The sequence below is a fragment of the Arenibacter flavimaris genome (genome assembly GCF_030291335.1).
Lineage (GTDB): Bacteria > Bacteroidota > Bacteroidia > Flavobacteriales > Flavobacteriaceae > Arenibacter.
Genome location: NZ_JASWIM010000018.1, coordinates 26,449 through 47,061, shown reverse-complemented (window position 1 = coordinate 47,061; position 20,613 = coordinate 26,449). Strand labels below are relative to the sequence as shown.

Here is a 20,613-nt window from a genome sequence, read left to right as displayed (position 1 = left end):
ATTTTTTTGGGTCAATGGGAATAAATTTTTTAATCTATATATTCGGTTTACTAAAGTGAATGTTTTTTTATACATTTAACTAATGGCATATAATTATGAACGAGTTTTTCTTTAACGAAATTAGGAATGGGAACTTTGATGAGGTAAGGGCCATGTTGAAGAAAAACCCCCTGTTGTTGGACAGCAAGGACCAACGCGGATCTACTCCCCTTATTCTTTCTACCTATTACGACCAAGAGGAAATTACCGATCTTTTGTTGCAAAATGGAGCCAAAATTGACGCCAAAGATGCCACTGGCAATACAGCCCTAATGGGTGTCTGCTTTAAAGGGTATTCGGATGTGGCCAAAAAGTTGCTAGATAATGGGGCCAGTGTAAACGAACGAAATACTATGGGGGCAACCTGCCTTATTTATGCCGCAACATTCAATAGGGAAGAGATCGTGAAAATGCTTTTGGCCAAAGGCGCCGATACCTCGATCAAAGATATACGCGGCCTTTCGGCTCTGGATCATGCAAAAGAACAGGGTACGCCATCACTTATAGCACTGCTGGAAAATGCCTAAAATGAATTCATGGATTTGTGGGCAAGGTCATTCTTGTCAAAAGAATCAAGCATTTGTACAAACAGACCCTCTAGAATTATCCGTTAGTATATTTTGATTGGAGCAATAGCATATGGAAATGGAACTCAAAGTAGCAATTATACAATCCCCCCTAGCTTGGGAAAATCCGGAAAAGAACAGGGAACACTTTTCCAAGAAACTCAATGCCATAAGTGAAGAGGTAGACCTAGTGATACTTCCCGAAATGTTTACCACGGGTTTTACCATGACTCCTTGGAATATTGCCAAGGAGGAAGGGGGTGAGACGGTTAAATGGATGCAAATGGAGGCCAAGAGAAAAAAGGTGGCCTTAACAGGCAGTATGGTCTATTTTGCAGAAGGGCATTATTATAACCGACTTTGGTTTGTGGAACCCGATGGAAAATCGAGTTTTTATGACAAGCGACATACCTTCACGTTGGCCGGTGAGGATAAGATATATAACAGAGGGGAAAAAAGGATCTTGATCAATTTTAAGGGTTTTAGGATCTGTCCGCTTATTTGTTATGATCTACGTTTTCCTGTTTGGGCCAGGAATACGGAGAACTATGATGTGTTAATTTATGTTGCCAATTGGCCTAGACCAAGAATTAATGCCTGGGATGCCCTTTTAAAGGCGCGTGCCATTGAAAATATGGCTTATGTAATAGGCGTAAATAGGACAGGAACGGATAATACCGGACATAATTATCCCGGCCATTCCACAGTAAACGATGTCTTTGGCCAACCAATAGTGTTTTCCAAAGAGGAACAGGTTCTATATGCCACCTTGTATAAAAAAAGTATTTCCGACGCTAGGGAAAAATTAAGGTTTTTGGAAGATCGGGACCATTTTAATCTGAAAGGGTAAAAGTTTGTTCCAATTCCCAATTGGCCCTTACTTCCAATACCTTAGGGTAGTAGGTTACTTTTTCCGGTTGAATTCTTTGAAGGTAATTTCCAGTATCCCATTTTTGATTACCGTTACTATCGAAAATGATCCGAATCAGGTATTTGGCCGGCTTAATATGGGTGAATTCAAAGACCTGCTGTTCATTGGCGAACAATTCCTTTACGGTAACTCCTTTTTCGTCTGTCAATTGCACGATCAATGGGTAGGTAACCGTACCATCCAAAGTAAGTCTTAAATTTCCAAAATCTGCATAACTTTTGGTAGTTAGCTTTATGGATATGGTATCATTTTCGGTATCAAAAAAGTCTACTATCGCCCCTGGCAGTAGATCCAAAGTATAACTCTCGTTGGGTTCTACTTCAAAATCAAAATCAATTTTATTGCCTATGGTATCCAATGAGGTGATGAGGTTTACCAGGGTTGAATCCTTGCGTTCCATCCGGATCTTTGAACTGTCCATACGCGATATGGGAGTATTGGTACCAATATAAAAGGGGTTTCCAAAATCTAGGGACCCTCTTTGGTTTGGCTGTACAATAAGGGTGTCCACGCCAACTTTCTTTGTTTTAACGGTAAAGGTATCTATTAGCCTTTCTTTCTCGTTGGCCACTGTAAAAACCAGTGAATCCGCATTAAAAGGGGTAAACCAGAAGTTTAGGGTATCCTTTTCCCGCTCTTTGGTAATCTTGGTCTTAACCGTATCGGGAATGTTGCTCAGGGTACTAATTGAAATCTCCTTGGCATTGCCCTGATACCCGAAAATAATCTTGTTTTTCGCGGCAAAATTGGGAACGGAAATACTATAGTCCGGTAGTTCCTTAAACATGGTCAATAAATAAACGGAATCCGTCGGCAGGGTAATGGTGTCCTTTATAAAAGCAATTTTATCTACCTTTTGATTGAAGATATTGTTTTTGGCCTCATCTTTTAGCCCGAACATGGCATATTGTCCCTCCTTTAGATTTTTTAAATGAAAAATGGGGGTGCTATCCAGCGTATTGGTTATGTAATTTGGCGGTTGCCGATAGATGGTAGAATCGGTATAGGTACTATCGATCTCATAAAGCATAATACTAATAAAAGTGTCTGCATTTTTATTGAATGCATCCTTGACCACGCCGGAGACCTTTAGGGAATCTATATAGTCTCCAGTAGAAAACACATAGGTAAAATAGCTAAAGGGGTTGCCCTCGTTATTGTCTATGATACTTTGGCCGAAATTAAAAGTATAGGTAGTATTTTCTTTTAGCGTATCCTTTAGGATTATCTCTACATATTTGTTGGCCGAACCCTGTGGGGATATTAAGGGAGTATACTTTAAAGGGGGGGAAACAATAAGTTGTTTTTCAATATCCTTAAGCTTTACGTATTCGTCAAAATACAATCGGATCTTATTGGTATTAAAGTTTATGGACATGTTTTCGGGCTCTGCCTTTACCAATTTCGGTGGTGTAACATCCTTATCGCCTCCACTGGGCGCACCTCTACGTGCGCACTGTACAAGGGCCGATACGGTTAAAAGGAGAAATAAAAACCCTAAAATGCGTTGGATCATAGCAGTTCTGAAAATGTTCAACAAAGAAACAACTAATTTGTAGAATTGTAAAATTAAGGTACTATGGCCATAGACGCAACATATAAATTGATTCCCTTTGCTGCGGACAAGGCCGTAGCACAGGCCTCCATGGTAGCCCCTGTAGTAATGACATCGTCCAATAAGAGCACATTTTTATTTTTTAATATTTCTTGTTCCGTTAAAACATAAAGGGCCTGTTTATGCTGCCACCTTAATATTCTGGATTTTTTGGTTTGGGTCTTTGTATTGGCGGTTTTAATCAGGACACCTTCTAGATATTGGGCACCAATGTGTTCCGCTATTGATTTGGCAAAAAGGGATACTTGGTTATAGCCTCTTTTTTTTAATTTTTTTCGGTGAAGGGGAACGGGCACCACGTAATCAATGTTGTTAAGAAAATTGTTTTCCTTTAAGATATGGCCATACCAATTCCCTAAAAATGCACCTATTTGTTCCTGGTTTTTGTATTTTAGGTAGTGAATTATACTTTTTACTATTCCCTTTTCAGTAAAAAATAGAAAAGAACTTGCCTTTATAATGTTAATTCTTCCAAAAAATATACGGTCAACAGGGTTTAGAGCGTTAAAAGTATACTCGGTGAGTGGTAATTGATTTCGACAAACGGTACATATATGTTCTTCTCCTCTATATAATAGGGTATTACATCCAAAACATAGCCTAGGTACAAGGACCGTGTTGATATCGTTTAGTATATTTGAAATCTTGGAATACACAAATCTTGATTACTATTAACCTACTTAATACGCATGCTTTTAGATGGATACTGAAGATAATAAATTTAATTATAAGATAATACTTGCCGCTCTGGCAGCTATTATACTAGGCATACTTATTGCCTTTTATTATAGTTACGCCCAATCCAAAAGTCGCATAAATTTTTTGGAGCAAGAGAAAGAATTGCTTGTTAAGGACCTTACATTGATGAAATCTGATGTAGATAGGCTTTCTGCACTTAATGAGGTAAATGAAATAGAATTACAGGATTCAAAATATAGGGTGCAACAGTTGTTGGATTCCGTGGGACGCTTGAATTTTACGGTCGAAAAATTAAAGGAATACAAAACCGAACTTAGAAAGCTCGAGGCCAAAAATGATAGCCTTAAACTTAAGAACAATTTCCTTAAGTATAACAATATGCTCCTTGGGGACAAATATGAGGAAACCAAGAAGATAATCGAGGAACTAAGGGGAAAGAGCAGTTCGTTGGCGGAGGCCGAAGCTTTGCTTAGAAGAAAGAACAGGGAACTTAGTCAGGAGCTCAAGACCAAAAGCTATCTAAAATTGGAAAATTCCGAGGGTAGTGGTTTTAGGTTTAGAAGCGGCAAACACATTAAAACCAATAAGGCGAATATCATATCCAAATTAAGGGGATGTGTTACCGTAATGGGAAATCCCAATTCCAAAAATGAGGAGCGTGTTATCTACCTGCAATTCCTAGGCCCAAATATGGGAGTTATAGAGGATAATGCCAGTACCATTTCTGTAAATGGCAATGTTTACAGCAAACGCGTAGAACTAGTCTTTATGGGACAGGAATTTAGTGTTTGTGATGCTATTTCGGTACCTGAAGGTTCTTTGGAGGAGGGAATCTATACCCTAAATGTTTTCGAGAATGAAAAATTATTGGCGACTTCAGAATTTCAATTGAAATAAATCTCTTCATTTTCCACTAATATTATATTTTTGCCAAATGGTGAAACAAGAAGACGATTTTAAAAAAGTAATTTCGCATGCAAAAGAGTATGGATATGTTTTCCAATCCAGCGAAATTTACGACGGACTAAGTGCGGTATACGACTATGCCCAAAATGGGGCCGAGTTAAAAAAGAATATCCGTGAATATTGGTGGAAGGCCATGGTTCAGATGAACGATAATATTGTTGGACTGGATTCCGCAATATTTATGCACCCAACCGTTTGGAAGGCATCCGGGCACGTAGATGCTTTTAACGATCCATTGATAGATAACAAAGATTCCAAAAAAAGATATCGTGCCGATGTTTTGGTAGAGGATTATACCGCTAAAATTGAAGCTAAAATAAACAAGGAAGTAGCCAAGGCAGAAAAACGTTTTGGAGAGGCTTTCGATAAAAAGCAATTTTTGGAAACCAATCCAAGAGTGGTGGGTTACCAAGAACAGATAACGACCATTTTGAAGCGATTGGGCAAATCCTTGGAGAACGAGGATTTGGTAGATGTAAAAAATTTAATTGAGGAACTTGAAATTGCCTGTCCTTTGTCCGGGTCAAGGAATTGGACAGACGTAAAGCAATTTAATCTAATGTTCGGCACCAAACTGGGAGCCTCTGCCGATAGCGCCATGGATCTCTATCTTAGGCCCGAAACTGCACAGGGTATTTTTGTAAACTTCCTGAACGTACAAAAAACCGGAAGAATGAAGATTCCTTTCGGGATAGCCCAAGTGGGCAAGGCCTTTAGGAACGAAATCGTTGCAAGGCAGTTTATCTTTCGCCAAAGGGAGTTTGAACAAATGGAAATGCAATTTTTTATTCGTCCCGGATCCCAAAAGGAATGGTACGAGACCTGGAAGGAAAAAAGGATGGCCTGGCATTTGTCATTGGGTATGGGCGCTGAGAACTACAGATTTCACGATCACGAAAAATTGGCGCATTACGCAGATGCCGCTGCCGATATAGAATTTAAATTTCCTTTTGGATTTAAGGAATTGGAAGGGATACATTCCAGAACCGATTTCGATCTGGGTAGCCACGAAAAATACTCGGGTAAAAAATTACAATATTTTGATCCTGAACTGAATGAAAGTTATGTTCCCTACGTGGTTGAAACTTCCATAGGTCTGGATCGTATGTTCTTGGCCGTTTTTTCGAATTCCCTGGTAGAAGAGGAATTGGAGAACAACACTACTAGGACCGTACTTAAATTACCGGCTGTTTTGGCACCTATGAAGGCGGCAGTACTGCCCTTGGTAAAAAAGGATGGTTTACCGGAATTGGCCCAAGAAATCATAGATGACCTTAAATGGGATTTTAATGTGGTTTATGATGAAAAGGATGCCGTAGGCCGTCGTTATAGAAGACAGGATGCCAACGGTACGCCATTTTGCATTACCGTGGATCACCAGTCATTGGAAGATAAAACGGTTACCATACGTCATAGGGATACCATGGAACAACAACGCGTTGCCATTGCAGAGGTAAAGGCAATTATCCATAAGGAGGTAGACATGAAGAGCTGGTTGAAGCGCATGGTGTAATTTCAAAAAAATAGGATTTTAAAGGTCTAAAAGGTAGGTGTATTTGCAAGGGCGAATACAATTACTTTTTAGACCTTTTCTTTTACAAGCTATACCCCAACCTCAGGCTCCCATAATAATTCCTGCCGTTTCCGGGGTAGTAGTACCTAGGCTCGGCCCCACCGAATCCTGTGGTATTTATGAGTACGGATTGTGCATAGTTTTGGTCGAAGATATTATTGATGCCAAAGGCCAAATCCAGGGATAGCTTTTTCCCCAATTGGTTCTTGTACCCTACCTTGGTATTGATTACATTAAAGGCATCACTGTAGAGCCCATTGGCGTCTGTCATGGGAATTTCACCTACATACTGATGGGTGGTATACCAATAAAACTTATTGTTCAGTTGGGCTTGTAATCCAGAGTTTAATCTGTGTTTGGGAACCCCTGTCAATGCATTTCCCGAATAATTGTTGTCGCCGTCCACAAAGGTCACAAAGCTGTGATCGTTAAAAGTATAACTAATGAAAGGGGCAACCCTAAGGTTGGAGGTAATGTCCAAATTATATTCCATATCCAACTCCAACCCTTGATGTTGGGTCTTGCCTGCATTTTTGCCTATATATTGATCCTCGCCAACCCTTTGGGCAACCAGTAGATTTTTGATGTCCATTTTGTATAAGGCAAGGTTTATGTGTAAACTCCTATCCAGTAGCAGTAACCTAGTGCCTATTTCATAGTTTACACCCGTTTCTTGGGCAATATCGGGATTGATAACCCCGTCCGGAGTAAGGGTTTCCTCCACCGTAGGATTGGAAAAACCTCTACTTATATTGGCATAGATTGAATTTGCCGCAGATAAATTATAGTTGAGGTTTAGGCTGGGCAGGACTATGGCGTCAAAATCCCTTTCTGCGCTCCTATTGTCGGCCCCTTGGTTAAATCTATCCCTAAAATCGTAATAAGTCTTGTTCACGCTTAACCCAAGTTGGGCGGAAAAGGCCTGCCCAAAAGGAATAAGTAGATTTCCAAAAGCATTGAACTGTCGCCTAAACTCCTTGTTTTCTGCAAATTGATCGCCCGCTAAACTACCCTGTCCATTATTATCTTCGTATAGATTTTCAAATTCGCTCCATTGGTATTCGTCCTTGTATAATTCTGCTCCAAAATTATAGTCAATTTTGGAGCTGTTGGTAGCCCATGTACCGGCGAACTTGGTCCGAAAACCATAGCCGTTGGTGTATTCCTCCAAAATTCCAAATGGTCTGGGTTCATAATGGTCCAGATAGGAATAAAAAATACTAGTGGTGTTGTTTATTTTGTTTGAAAAAGCGTGATTTAGGGCCAAGCCGGCCAGACTATATTTGTTGTCCTCGTATCCTTGGGCAGATTTCCATGTAAATGCAGCCTTGGTAGGGTTTTCCTTAAAATCGGTCGCACCCAAAGAACTGGGTATCTGGGCGTTGTAATCTACATGATTGAAGAGAAGTCCAATGTTGGTTTTGGGATTAATTTGGTAATTTACATCCAGGAGAACACCTTCGCGTTTAAACCTGTTGTTTTCCCTATAGCCATCGGTCTCCAAAAATCCGTAATGAAAGTTTAGTGCTAACTTATTTTCTTTAAGGCTAAATTGTAGATTGTTCTTAACCAAACTGTAGGAGCCTATTGTAAAGTTATTTCTGAAATAGGTAGACTCGTTGGTGGGCTGTTTGGAATTCAACAAAATTGCCCCACCTAAATTAGCGCCATAATTAGTCGCCTTTGGTCCCTTGATGACTTCTACCGAACTTAGATTTTCCAAATCGAAAGACTCAATGGTAGAGAAACCCGAACCGTTCGTTATTGGGATATCGTTGTAGTAAAGGCGCAGTTTGTCCGTCCCGAACAATGTTCTTGCACCTACCCCCCTGATGGTGATCCTATTGGTGTTTAGTGCCCCGGACAATATATATACCCCGGATACTTGGTTGATTGCCGAAACCATATCTACGGGACTATAGTTCTGAAACACCTTGGTGCCAATAATTTTAGTGGATATAATACCGTTATCCGCGGCCGATTGTAGGGAATCCAAAAGGATTACCTCGTCCAATTCAGTGATGCTGTCTCTTTGGATGGGTTCCTGGGCATTGGATACCAATAGGGAAATAAAGGCAATTAGAAAATGAAAGGAGGATTTCATGTATTTAATTTAAGGCTCAAACTTAAGGATTAATATCTAATATTTTTATACTGAAATTCAAAAGGTCCGTTGCTTGGAACTTTTAAAACGGGTATAATTATCAACTATTTTGCTCTTACTTTTTGGTTACAAAAAACATTGGCTATTTTTGGCCATATTTTGGTAAAAGCCGATATTGAAGTGAATTGGAACACATATGCCTACCCCTTGGATTTAAGGCGGGTAGTTGTGATAAAATAAATATAGATGAAAATTGTTTCTTATAACGTAAATGGAATCAGGGCTGCGGTGAACAAAGGATTTTTGGATTGGCTAAAAACGGTAAATCCGGATGTGGTGTGCTTGCAGGAAATCAAGGCCAATCGGGATCAGTTGGATCTTACGGTCTTTGAGGCCTTGGGTTACCACTATCATTATTGGTACAGTGCCCAAAAGAAGGGATATAGCGGAGTGGCCATTCTTGCCAAAATACAACCGGACCATGTGGAGTATGGAACGGGAATAGACTATATGGATTTTGAGGGAAGAAACCTAAGGGCCGATTTTAATGGAGTTTCTGTCATGAGCCTTTATTTACCTTCAGGCACCAATATAGCCAGATTGGATCATAAATTACAATATATGGCCGATTTTCAGGACTATATCGACGATTTAAAAAAAGAAAAACCGAATCTTATTATTTGCGGGGATTATAACATATGTCACGAGGCAATAGATATTCATGACCCGGTTAGAAACAAAAATGTTTCCGGATTTTTACCTGTGGAAAGGGAGTGGATCGGCAATTTTATGGATAGTGGGTTTATAGATAGCTTTAGGCATTTTAATAAGGAGCCAGATAATTATACCTGGTGGAGCTATAGGGCAAACTCCAGAGCCAATAACAAGGGATGGAGATTGGATTATGGATTGGTCAGCAGGCCATTGGAGAGCCGTCTAAAACGTTCCGTTATTTTGTCGCAGGCCGTTCATAGCGATCATTGTCCCATACTGGTTGAATTGGACTAGTGCCGATGGTCTTTCCCTACATTGAATTTATAATAATAAAGTGATAATAGAATATGAAGTATACCAATCTCCCCCGAACCGATATTGAAGTAAGCAAAATATGTCTGGGAACCATGACCTGGGGCCGGCAAAATACAGAAGAAGAGGGTCACGAGCAGATGGATTATGCCCTGGAACAGGGAGTTAATTTTTTTGATACGGCGGAGTTGTACCCCATTCCCGCAACCAAGGAGCGATATGCGGATACCGAAAGAATTATAGGTAGTTGGTTTAAGAAGAAAAGAAACCGTGATAAGGTTATTTTGGCTTCCAAAATTGCTGGTAAGGCGGAAATGTCCAAGTTTATTAGAACTACAGGGTTTAACCGCGAAACCATAAAATCGGCCGTGGAAGGAAGTCTTATGCGTTTGCAGACAGATTACCTAGATCTATATCAATTGCACTGGCCGGACCGGACAACAAATTATTTCGGAAAAAGAGGTTATAAGTATAGTATCAATGACCATTGGGAAGACAATATCCATCAGATTTTGGAAGCGTTGAGAGACTTGGTTCGGGAAGGTAAAATTAGACATGTGGGCATTTCCAATGAGACTCCTTGGGGAGCCATGAGGTATTTGGAGGAAAGCAAGGTACATGCCAGTTTGCCCAGAATGATCACCATTCAGAATCCATATAGCCTTTTAAACCGTCTTTTTGAGGTTGGATTGGCAGAAATCTCACATCGTGAAGATTTGGGCCTTTTGGCTTATTCGCCTTTGGGTTTTGGCACCTTGAGCGGAAAGTACCTTGGAGGAAGAAAGCCTGAGAATTCTAGGATTGCCCTTTTTCCAAATTACAATAGGTATAGTAGTGATATGGCCGTTAAGGCAACCCAAAAATATTATGAATTGGCCCAGGCCAACGATTTGTCTTTGGCGCAAATGGCACTTGCCTTTGTAAATTCAAGACCCTTTTTAACCTCCAATATAATTGGTGCTACCAGTATGAACCAGTTGAAGGAAAATATTGGCAGTATAGAGGTGGAATTGAGCGAGGAACTGCTTAAAGATATTGAAGCGATCCATAATGAAATTCCAAATCCAGCTCCTTAACCCTATGATGGCATTGTATTTTTTAAAAGTAGGTTTTTGGCAACTGGGATTAATTGTTGTGGTTGTGGTACTGATGTTGGTTCTGGCAAGGATATTTAATTCAAAAAATTAATACTTGAACACTTGCTTAGGCAGGCGCTAAGAGAACAGACTATTGGCCACATCCTCGATTTTGGTAGCCAATTGTATTCTGATTTGTGTGTTTTTTAAGGTTATCTTGTTGTTTTTGGAAACATAGATAGTACTGAAACCCAATTTTTCTGCTTCCAAGATACGCTGATCTATACGTTGTACAGGCCTTATTTCACCGGCAAGACCTACCTCGGCAGCAAAACACACCCCTTTTTCTATGGGGATGTCCTCGTTACTGGAGAGGATGGCCGCAATAACGGCAAGATCAATGGCCGGATCGTCTACAGATATTCCCCCGGTAATATTGAGAAAGACATCTTTGGCCGCCAACTTGAATCCGGCCCTTTTTTCCAGGACGGCCAGAAGCATATTTAAACGCTTGGCATTGTAACCGGTAGTGGAGCGCTGTGGCGTTCCGTAAACCGCTGTGCTTACCAAGGCTTGTATTTCAATCATCAATGGGCGCATACCTTCCACGGTAGATGCTATGGATGTACCGCTTAAGCCTTCATCGTTCTTGGAAATCAGAATCTCGGACGGATTGTTGACCTCCCTCAAACCGCTGCCCTGCATTTCATATATTCCCAATTCGGAAGTAGATCCAAAACGGTTTTTAAGTGACCTTAGGATGCGGTATACATAATTTCTATCGCCCTCAAATTGCAGTACGGTATCTACCATATGCTCCAATATTTTGGGACCGGCAATGGTACCGTCTTTGGTGATATGACCAATGAGGATAACCGGTGTGTTGGTTTCCTTGGCGAATTTTATAAGTTCCGCGGTGCATTCGCGTATCTGGGAAATACTACCGGCCGTAGACTCAATGTAATCTGTATGTAGGGTTTGTATGGAATCTATGACCACAATATCCGGCTCAGTGGCTTCGATCTGTTGAAAGATATTCTGTGTTTTGGTTTCGGTTAGGATAAAACAAGTTTCGCTATTGGGGTGAATGCGATCGGCGCGCATTTTAATTTGCTTTTGACTCTCCTCACCTGAAACATATAAAGTTTTATAGGGAAGTTTAAGGGCTATTTGTAGTAACAATGTACTTTTCCCCACTCCCGGTTCCCCGCCCAAAAGGGTTAGGGAGCCAGGAACCAACCCTCCACCAAGAACCCTGTTGAATTCCAAATCGTAGGTGTTGAGCCTTACCTCCTTATCGATGCTAATTTCATTGACCCTTAATGGCCTTGCAATTTTTTTGGAGGGTTGGGAAGAACTTTTCCAGGATACTTTTTCCTCTTTCTGAATCACCTCTTCCACAACGGAGTTCCATTGCTTGCAAGCTCCACATTGTCCTACCCACTTGGCATATTGTGTTCCACAGTTCTGACAAAAAAAAGCGGTTTTTGTTTTGGCCATTATTCTAATTACGGTTTGCGCTAAGGTAGTAAGAAGTTTGAAAAGGACATACGGTTTTAAACACTTGGCTTAAATTGATACCAAGTGCAAATAGGGTTTAACGGTAAGGATATTTGTCACAACCTAGCAGCCCCAACAGGTAGTTATAGGGGTGTTCATCAAAGATTAAGAGGTAAAATTCGGATTCCAAGACTTTATTAAGTGGCCTTGGACATTTTTTGGAAAAGTTTTTTAATATCCAAAATCCGCTTTGAGGGCATCAATTTTTTCCAAGGCCATTTCTTTGGTAAGAAAATCTATTTCTTCCATGCCAAAAGCCTTTTCAAATGTCCTAAGGGCCTTTTTGGGTTCGCCCAATTGCTCGTAATATTCAGCTTCAAAATAAAAGCCCAACATAGTATTGGGATACTCCTTTTTACAAAGGTCCGACAAGGGTTTTAGTGATTCAAAATCTTCCTTTTTTCTGGAGGCGGCGTAAATGGCCATGATGTCGTTTAGACTAGTCGTTTTTCTAAAGCCAAATAGATTTTCTATAGAAGTTTGTTTGTCCGCCAAATAATCAAAAACAGGTCCAACTTGGGTTAAGATCTTTTCTTTGTATTCTTTTGGACTTATAGGCTTGAACATTCCGAAGATATTGTCGAAAGCTTTCCCAATGCCGTAAGTGGCTACGGAAATATGGTCGGCGTTTTCGTATTTATCGAAGAAATAGTGCAAATTATCACTATCCATCCCTTTTAAGTTTTGATCCAATGTCAAGATCCTATTGCTATTTTCACTTTTTTCACCCTCCAAGATCAATTGGTAAAATATTTTCTTTTTCATCACCGATAATCTGGCAGGCACCCTAGTTTCCATTTCTGTGGCCAAATAGGGGGAAATACTTATATAGGCGTTAAATAGGGAATCGTCCTTAAAGAGGTAAAAATTTCCAAAATTGGCAGTAATATCATAACCTACGAACATCTTAAAGGGGGCCGTGCTGAATTTGGTTTCCAAATAGGGAATAAGTTCCATTCCCAAAAACTCGAAGAACAATTTGCCTTTTTCGGTGGGCAGGCCACTATCGGGCTCAAAGCCACAGTCCTGTTCCCTTAGGTTGTTTTTTGATTGATGAACACCAACTATAATAGCTTCGGGCATGCCGTGGAAGTTGCTGTAAAATTTTGCATTGGCCACCACTTGGTCAAATAGATATTCCCCATCCAGAACTACAATCACCGGATATTTTTTTTCTGCAGTGTAGCTTTCAGGGAAGTAGTATTGTACATCCCTCCGTTCCTGTAACTTGAAGGATTCGAAAATTTCTTGGGTTACCTGTGCATTGCTACCAAAGTAGACAAATAAGGCCAATAGGGTGAAAAAACGTTGCATAGAACAGAATTTGGGCAATAGAAGACTATTTGTTTCTGTTCCATAACGGTAAAATCAGAAAAGATATTGCGCCAAAAACCACTATCATTAAAGTTTGTGAAATCCACATAATCCATCCAAAAGCATCTCCCGAAACCTTGCTAATGCCAAATATTGCCAAGGCGCTGCTAACGGCAATGGGATAAATACCAATACCGCCATTGGTGGCCGACATGGCAAAGGCTCCTGCCACAAAAGCTACTAGAAGCTGACTTACGCTTAGGTCCACGGTTTCCGACACTGTAAATTTTATTGCCCAGAACATAGCTATATAGGCTAGCCATATAAATAAGGTGTGTAAGACAAAGCCCCATTTATTTTTCATTCTGAAAATACTGAGGATGCCCTCCAAAAGGCCTCTCAAAAATGTTTTTAGTTTAAGGGCAAATTTTGATTGTGATCTTTTTAATAAATACGTTAACAAGGTCAGCACCAAAATCCCGAAACCAAGAAGTGCCAATAACAATACAAGATTAAAACCTTTTTGTTGTAGGAAGTCCCAAATAATTTCGGTTTGAAGGAAGAGTGCTAAGGCAACAATCAGGAACAGCATAATCAAATCGATGACCCTTTCCGTAACAATGGTTCCAAATCCCTTCTGGAATGGAACATGTTCGTAGGTAGCCAAAGCCGTAGCCCTCAATATTTCCCCAGACCTTGGTATTCCCAGGTTTGTGAAATAGGCCGTTAATATGATCAATATATTGTTGAATAGTTTTGGCTTATAGCCCAGTGGTTGCAGCAAGTAATTCCATCTAATAGCTCTGGAAAGATGTGTAAGTATGCCCAATAAAATAGATACCCCGACCCAAAAAAAATCTGCATTTTTTATGTAATGTATTATTTCCGACCTATCCTCTTCAGAAGTGGAATAATAAGAATACCAAACTAAAAAAACTCCCAACAGTATGGGGAGAATTGTTTTTAGGGTATTCTTAATGGAAGACTTCAAAACTAGGTCAAGAGATTGGTTTCCTCATTGGGGAAAACCAAGGATGGGTTAAATTTTTTGGCCAATTCAATATCCATGGTGGCGTAGGTTATCAAAATCAAAACATCGCCTACTGCTACCTTTCTGGCGGCAGCACCATTCAATGTTATCTCACCACTGCCTCTGGTTCCAGGAATGGCATAGGTTTCTAGCCTTTCACCATTGTCGTTATTTACAATTTGCACCTTTTCACCTCTAATAATATTGGCCGCATCCATCAAATCTTCATCAATGGTAATACTGCCTATATAGTTGAGGTCAGCACCCGTCACTTTTACGCGGTGTATTTTAGATTTTACTACTTCTATTTGCATGGGACAAAGTTAATCATTTATGCCAATTGGATTTCCAATTTCAGTATGGTCTACATTTTGGAATTGGTTTTCAACTTTAAAGGGCAATGTTATCTATAAGCCTAACATCTCCCGCATAAACGGCAATAAAGGCTCTGTATTTTGTTTTTTTATTTTTTCTTTTAACCGGTTTCAACTGGTCTTCATCTGCAATTTTAACATATTCCAGTTTTAATTTTGGATGGGCATTAAACTGTTTTTTTACCCAATCTACTGTAAAATTAGCACTTTTCGTGCCAAATTTTTGTTTGGCAGCTTTTAGGGTTTTGTATATAAAAGAAGCTTCTTGTCTTAATTGAGGGTCCAATCGTTCGTTTCTGGAACTCATGGCCAGCCCGTTGGCTTCCCGGACTATGGGGCAACCAATGATTTCTATAGGTAGATTGGTGATTTTTACCAGTTTTTTGATAATCTGGAGTTGTTGAAAATCCTTTTCCCCAAAGTAGGCCCTTGTTGGTGAGATTAAGCGCAAAAGCTTTTCTACAATAGTTCCTACACCGTCAAAATGTCCTTCCCTGAATTCCCCTTCCATAACATTTTCCAATCCTTCAAAATTGTACGATTTGGAGCTAATGTCTCCAGAATACATTTCCCTGGCGGAAGGGGCAAAAACCACCATCCTATCGGTAACTCCTTTTAATATGGCTAAATCGGCTTCCAAAGTGTTTGGATACTTCTCTAAATCTTCCTTGTTGTTAAATTGGGTGGGGTTGACAAAAATGCTCACAACGGTGATGTCATTTTCCCCGACCGATCTTTGGACCAAGGACATATGTCCCAAATGCAATGCCCCCATGGTTGGGACCAAACCAATCGATTTGGTTTTTTGTATGGAGTTTAGATAAGACTTAAGTTCCTTTTGTGAGTTAATTAGCTGCATTCGTTTTACTTAAAAGAGAGCAAACTTACTATAATTACTGCTAATCTGCATAATTTTTGTAATTTTGCACTTTCTCTTACTCTATTAATAAAATATTGCTTTTATGAATGGCAAAAAGATATTGTTTGTATCTTCAGAATTAGTACCCTATCTTCCAGAGAACGAAGTTTCCTTAATGTCTTACGAAACCCCAAGAATGGTCAATAGTAATGGTGGCCAGATAAGGATTTTTATGCCAAGGTTTGGGAATATCAATGAACGTAGGCATCAATTGCATGAGGTTATTAGGTTATCCGGGATGAATTTGGTGATTAATGATATGGATATGCCATTGATCATAAAAGTGGCCTCGATTCCCAGAGAGCGTATTCAGGTTTATTTCATTGATAATGATGAGTACTTTAAAAGAAAGGCCACCTTTACCGATGAGGACGGAAAGTTATTTCCGGATAATGACGAAAGGGCTATTTTCTTTGCCAAGGGTGTGGTAGAGACCGTTAAGAAATTGAATTGGTCTCCAGACATTATTCACGTCCATGGTTGGATGGCATCATTGTTGCCGCTCTATCTTAAAAAATTCTATGCGGACGAGCCTTTATTTGCCGAAAGCAAGATTATCATGTCTGTTTATGGGCAAGGATTTGATGGTACCTTGGATAAAGACCTAATTAAAAAGATTGCCTTCGACGGTGTTCCGGAAGAAAGTATAAAATCGCTTGAAGAGCCCAATTATAATAATTTGTTAAAAGTTGCTGTGGATTATGCCGATGCTGTTATTTTAGCTGCGGAAGATATTCCATCAGAATTGGAAGACTACATATCCAAGCTCGAAAAACCTGTTTTGCCGTTTGTGCCATTACAGGAGTTTGAGGAAGCTTACATGAATTTTTATAACACCAAAGTATTAAAATAATCTAAATGAATTTACTGAACAGATTAAAATTACCTACCGTGGTAGGTATATTGCTTGTTGTAGTCTTGTGGTCCTGTGAGGAGGATTTGACTACCGTTGGTAGTGGTGTGGTAGGTGGTGAACCATTTACAGCTGGCAAGGCGGTTTACGATGTTTTTGCCTACAATAAAAAGATAGAGGCGGTAAGGACCAATAAGTTACCGGTTTATCAAATAGGAAATTATACAGACCCAATTTATGGGAAAACCGAAGCCAGTATAACTACCCAGGTACAATTGTCCGCGGCAAACCCCACTTTTGGGAGTTATTCCGCACAAGTTGAAGAAACGGCCGATACGGATTCCAGTACGCTGACCATTAAAGAGAATGAGACGGTAAAGGAAGTTTTTCTGTTTATTCCTTTTTTAACCAATCCCAAGGGCGATAGGGATTTGGACGGTGTAGCGGATGAGTATGATGCCGACCCCGAGGATGCCAACAGCGATAGTGACGGGGATACCTTAACCGATATCCAGGAAAAGGCTCTGGGTACCGATCCCCTGAATAGGGATACGGATGGAGATGGTACCAATGATAACTTGGACGATGATACGGCGGTAAATAGGTTTCCGATAAAATATGATCTGGATAGTATTTTTGATGCCAATGGAGCTATTCCGGAATCCTTTAATCTTAAGGTGGAACGATCTACGTATTTCCTGAGGGATTTGGATCCCAATACCAATTTTCAGGAGGCCCAGCAATATTATTCGTCCCAACAATTTTCTCCCGGCTTTGTGTCCGACCTTCTGTATGAAGGACCGGTCGAAATAAGCAATGTGGAAGAGTTGATTTTTAAGGAAGACGATCCGGAAACGGAAGATGTGGACGAATCCGAGGAAGCCCCTGTTAGAATTGCCCCTGGAATTAGGGTGCAACTGAATTCTTCATTTTTTCAGCAAAATATTTTGGATAAGGAAGGTTCTTCCGAGTTATTGAGCCAGGCTAATTTTGCTGAGTTTTTTAGAGGTGTCCATATGTCCATTCCGGACGATGTTTTGGTGATGTTGGACTTAACACAAGGGAATATTACTATAAAATACGAATATGATAGCGTAACCAGCTCAACAGATGCTACCGTAATCCAAAATGAGCGGGAATTTGTCCTAAACTTTATCAGGCGCGATACCAGCACTGGAGCAGTAATTGGAAATGCAGTGAATACCTTTATCAATGAGGCATACCCTACCGAAATATCCAATGGGTTGGACAATAGTGAAAATGCTTCAAAGATTTATTTGAAAGGTGGGGCCGGAAGTTATGCCCAGATCAAGCTTTTTGATGAAGTAAATGGTAGTGAAATCATTAACCAGATCAAGAATCGGAATTGGATAATAAATGAGGCCAATTTGGTGTTTTATGTTGACAGAAATTCTTTGGATGCAGCTGGGGGCACTATTGAACCTTCAAAATTATATTTGTACAAGGACAATACAAATGGACCGGTCTACAATCAATTCCTGGAATCTGAGGAGGATTTCAACGACGGTAATATTACCAACTATGACGGAAGTCTAAAAAAGGAAGGCGGCAAAGGCCAGAGTTATAAAATTAAGATTACCAATTATATTAACGATCTTATAGTAAGGGACTCTACCAATGCCACCCTGAATTTGGCATTGACTTCGGATATTAGGATTACAGCCACCGGAAAGGCCATGTTGGCGAATAGTACGGAGGGGGAAGTACCGGTAATGTCCTCTGTAAACCCTTTTGGGACCGTCCTTTACGGCAGTGATAATTTACCTAGTGGACAGGAAGGAAAAAAATTAAAACTCGAAATTTTCTACACCAAAGCAAATTAAAGGCAAAAAAAATACCACTTATAGTATTTTTACGTTAATTAACTAAAAGATAAAAGGTTTTAAATAACAAGCAGTTAAATTTGTTATGTAAAACCTTTTGTTAATTACTAACCATTAAATTTTGAATTATGTGTGGAATCGTAGGATATATAGGCCATAGGGATGCTTATCCCATTATTGTAAAAGGACTTCAACGTTTGGAGTACAGAGGTTATGATAGTGCCGGTATCGCATTATATGATGGAAGCGAAATAAATTTATCCAAGACGAAGGGGAAGGTAGAGGATCTAAAAAATAAGGCTAAAAGCACCATTTCCCTAGAAGGTAAACTGGGAATAGGCCATACAAGATGGGCTACGCATGGTGTCCCCAATGATGTTAATTCGCACCCGCATTATTCCAATTCTGGAGATTTGGTAATAATTCATAATGGTATAATTGAAAATTATGATTCCATAAAGAAGGAGTTGACAAAAAGGGGCTACACCTTTTCTTCAGAAACCGATACGGAAGTATTGGTAAACCTTATAGAAGAGGTTAAGCGCAAGGAAGGGGTAAAACTGGGTAAGGCTGTGCAAATTGCATTGAATGAGGTTGTTGGGGCGTATGCCATTGCAGTTTTTGACAAGCAAAAACCAGATGAAATAGTGGTGGCAAAATTGGGCAGTCCGTTAGCTATAGGTGTCGGGGAGAACGAATTTTTTATAGCATCCGATGCATCACCTTTTATAGAATTTACCAACAATGCCATTTATTTGGAAGATGAGGAAATGGCTGTCATTAGATTGGGCAAGGAAATTAAATTGAGGAAAATTAAGAACGATGCCATAGCCTACCCTTCAATTCAAGAATTGGCACTTAATCTTGAGGAAATTGAAAAGGGCGGTTTTGACCACTTTATGTTAAAGGAGATCTACGAACAGCCGAGGGCTATTTTGGATACCTATCGTGGACGCCTTTTGGCCAAGGAAGGGATAATTAAAATGGCAGGTATAGATGATAACCTGGAAAAATTCCTGAACGCCAATCGGATTATCATTGTTGCTTGTGGAACTTCTTGGCATGCCGGTTTGGTGGCCGAGTATATTTTTGAAGATTTGGCCAGAATACCTGTAGAGGTGGAATACGCCTCTGAATTCAGATATAGAAACCCGGTAATCACGGATAAGGATGTGCTGATTGCCATTTCACAATCGGGGGAAACGGCAGATACACTGGCCGCTATTAAATTGGCCAAGGAAAAAGGAGCCTTTGTGTTTGGAGTGTGTAATGTGGTTGGTTCTTCCATAGCTAGGGAAACCGATGCAGGTGCCTATACCCATGCCGGTCCGGAAATTGGAGTGGCTTCGACCAAGGCATTTACCACACAAATTACTGTACTGACCTTATTGGCGTTAAAATTGGCCAAGGAAAAAGGGATTTTCAATACTAGGCGTTTCCATGAGTATTTAACCGAATTGGAAAATATTCCCGGTAAAGTGGAGAAGGCACTGCTTTCAAATCCATTGGTCGAAATAATATCCAATGTCTATAAGGATTCTACCAATTGCCTTTATTTGGGAAGGGGATACAACTTTCCGGTAGCTTTGGAAGGTGCATTGAAATTGAAGGAGATTAGTTACATACATGCCGAGGGCTATCCCGCGGCAGAAATGAAGCACGGCCCAATTGCCCTTATAGATGAACATATGCCCGTAGTGGTAATTGCAACGAATAAGGGGCATTACGAAAAAGTAGTGAGCAATATTCAGGAAATAAAATCCCGTAAGGGTAAAATCATAGCGGTGGTTACGGAAGGGGATGTGCAGGTGAAGGAATTGGCAGACCATGTTATAGAAATTCCTGAGACCTTGGAGAGTTTAACTCCTTTGTTGACTACTATTCCGCTTCAATTGTTGTCATATCACATTGCGGTTATGAGAGGTTGCAATGTTGACCAGCCCCGTAACTTGGCCAAGTCGGTTACAGTGGAATAATTCTACCAAATAGATACTATATTGACATCCATAAATGATGGTCCAAAAGGGTCATTATATATGGATGTCATTTTTTTACAACCTATTTTTTGTCAAATATTCACTAATAAATGTTAAATTTTGAACAAAAAATACTATGCATGCATAA

17 protein-coding genes are annotated in these 20,613 nt (G+C 40.0%); 9 read left to right on the top strand and 8 right to left on the bottom strand.

Annotated elements, in window-relative coordinates; genetic code table 11:
• Window positions 1-95 precede the first annotated feature (95 nt).
• A complete protein-coding gene (locus QSE00_RS14185) occupies window positions 96-566 on the top strand; it encodes an ankyrin repeat domain-containing protein (RefSeq protein ID WP_110354445.1) in 471 nt (156 codons plus the stop codon).
• A gap of 118 nt (window positions 567-684) precedes the next feature.
• Complete coding sequence (locus tag QSE00_RS14180; protein ID WP_309148901.1) at window positions 685-1,455, top strand: amidohydrolase; 771 nt, start codon at window positions 685-687, stop codon at window positions 1,453-1,455.
• Here the strand turns inward: QSE00_RS14180 and QSE00_RS14175 are convergent.
• Window positions 1,439-3,076, bottom strand: coding sequence for an Ig-like domain-containing domain (locus tag QSE00_RS14175; protein WP_353477476.1), 1,638 nt, complete (start codon window positions 3,074-3,076; stop codon window positions 1,439-1,441). The two genes, QSE00_RS14180 and QSE00_RS14175, sit on opposite strands and share 17 nt — an antisense overlap.
• Before the next feature lie 29 nt (window positions 3,077-3,105).
• Window positions 3,106-3,807 carry a ComF family protein gene (locus QSE00_RS14170; protein ID WP_286106449.1) on the bottom strand — a complete coding sequence of 234 codons (702 nt, stop codon included), beginning with the start codon at window positions 3,805-3,807 and terminating at the stop codon, window positions 3,106-3,108.
• Between the two features lie 43 nt (window positions 3,808-3,850).
• Here QSE00_RS14170 and QSE00_RS14165 point away from each other — a divergent pair, with 43 nt between their 5' ends.
• On the top strand, window positions 3,851-4,747 hold the full coding sequence (locus QSE00_RS14165) for a hypothetical protein (protein ID WP_110354449.1): 897 nt from the start codon (window positions 3,851-3,853) through the stop codon (window positions 4,745-4,747).
• A 37-nt stretch (window positions 4,748-4,784) separates the two neighbouring features.
• The gene (locus tag QSE00_RS14160) at window positions 4,785-6,329 is read left to right on the top strand and encodes a glycine--tRNA ligase (RefSeq protein WP_110354450.1); all 1,545 of its coding nucleotides are present in this window, start codon (window positions 4,785-4,787) and stop codon (window positions 6,327-6,329) included.
• 82 nt (window positions 6,330-6,411) lie between these two features.
• Here the strand turns inward: QSE00_RS14160 and QSE00_RS14155 are convergent, their stop codons facing one another.
• Complete coding sequence (locus QSE00_RS14155; protein ID WP_286106448.1) at window positions 6,412-8,493, bottom strand: TonB-dependent receptor family protein; 2,082 nt, start codon at window positions 8,491-8,493, stop codon at window positions 6,412-6,414.
• 246 nt (window positions 8,494-8,739) lie between these two features.
• Between QSE00_RS14155 and QSE00_RS14150 the strand changes: the two genes are divergently transcribed.
• Both QSE00_RS14150 and QSE00_RS14145 read left to right on the top strand, forming a co-directional pair.
• Window positions 8,740-9,501: an exodeoxyribonuclease III gene (locus QSE00_RS14150; RefSeq protein WP_110354452.1), complete on the top strand. Its 762-nt coding sequence runs from the start codon at window positions 8,740-8,742 to the stop codon at window positions 9,499-9,501.
• Between the two features lie 53 nt (window positions 9,502-9,554).
• The gene (locus QSE00_RS14145; RefSeq protein ID WP_286106447.1) at window positions 9,555-10,595 is read left to right on the top strand and encodes an NADP(H)-dependent aldo-keto reductase; all 1,041 of its coding nucleotides are present in this window, start codon (window positions 9,555-9,557) and stop codon (window positions 10,593-10,595) included.
• Between the two features lie 138 nt (window positions 10,596-10,733).
• On the opposite strand, the gene radA is transcribed toward QSE00_RS14145, so the two are convergent.
• From radA to panC, 5 genes are all read right to left on the bottom strand, one after another.
• A complete protein-coding gene (gene radA, locus QSE00_RS14140; protein WP_110354454.1) occupies window positions 10,734-12,095 on the bottom strand; it encodes a DNA repair protein RadA in 1,362 nt (453 codons plus the stop codon).
• 231 nt (window positions 12,096-12,326) lie between these two features.
• Window positions 12,327-13,469, bottom strand: a complete 1,143-nt coding sequence (locus QSE00_RS14135; protein WP_110354455.1) for an alpha/beta hydrolase — start codon at window positions 13,467-13,469, stop codon at window positions 12,327-12,329.
• A gap of 25 nt (window positions 13,470-13,494) precedes the next feature.
• On the bottom strand, window positions 13,495-14,460 hold the full coding sequence (locus tag QSE00_RS14130; RefSeq protein ID WP_286106446.1) for a lysylphosphatidylglycerol synthase transmembrane domain-containing protein: 966 nt from the start codon (window positions 14,458-14,460) through the stop codon (window positions 13,495-13,497).
• Window positions 14,461-14,462: 2 nt separating this feature from the next.
• Window positions 14,463-14,813 (bottom strand): aspartate 1-decarboxylase, encoded by a 351-nt coding sequence (panD, locus tag QSE00_RS14125; protein ID WP_110354457.1) that lies wholly within the window; start codon window positions 14,811-14,813, stop codon window positions 14,463-14,465.
• A 76-nt stretch (window positions 14,814-14,889) separates the two neighbouring features.
• A complete protein-coding gene (gene panC / locus QSE00_RS14120) occupies window positions 14,890-15,732 on the bottom strand; it encodes a pantoate--beta-alanine ligase (protein WP_286106445.1) in 843 nt (280 codons plus the stop codon).
• A gap of 103 nt (window positions 15,733-15,835) precedes the next feature.
• Between panC and QSE00_RS14115 the strand changes: the two genes are divergently transcribed.
• From QSE00_RS14115 to glmS, 3 genes are all read left to right on the top strand, one after another.
• On the top strand, window positions 15,836-16,645 hold the full coding sequence (locus QSE00_RS14115) for a glycogen/starch synthase (protein ID WP_110354459.1): 810 nt from the start codon (window positions 15,836-15,838) through the stop codon (window positions 16,643-16,645).
• A 5-nt stretch (window positions 16,646-16,650) separates the two neighbouring features.
• Window positions 16,651-18,489 carry a DUF4270 domain-containing protein gene (locus QSE00_RS14110; protein WP_110354460.1) on the top strand — a complete coding sequence of 613 codons (1,839 nt, stop codon included), beginning with the start codon at window positions 16,651-16,653 and terminating at the stop codon, window positions 18,487-18,489.
• Window positions 18,490-18,617: 128 nt separating this feature from the next.
• Window positions 18,618-20,465 (top strand): glutamine--fructose-6-phosphate transaminase (isomerizing), encoded by a 1,848-nt coding sequence (gene glmS, locus QSE00_RS14105; RefSeq protein WP_110354461.1) that lies wholly within the window; start codon window positions 18,618-18,620, stop codon window positions 20,463-20,465.
• Window positions 20,466-20,613 lie beyond the last annotated feature (148 nt).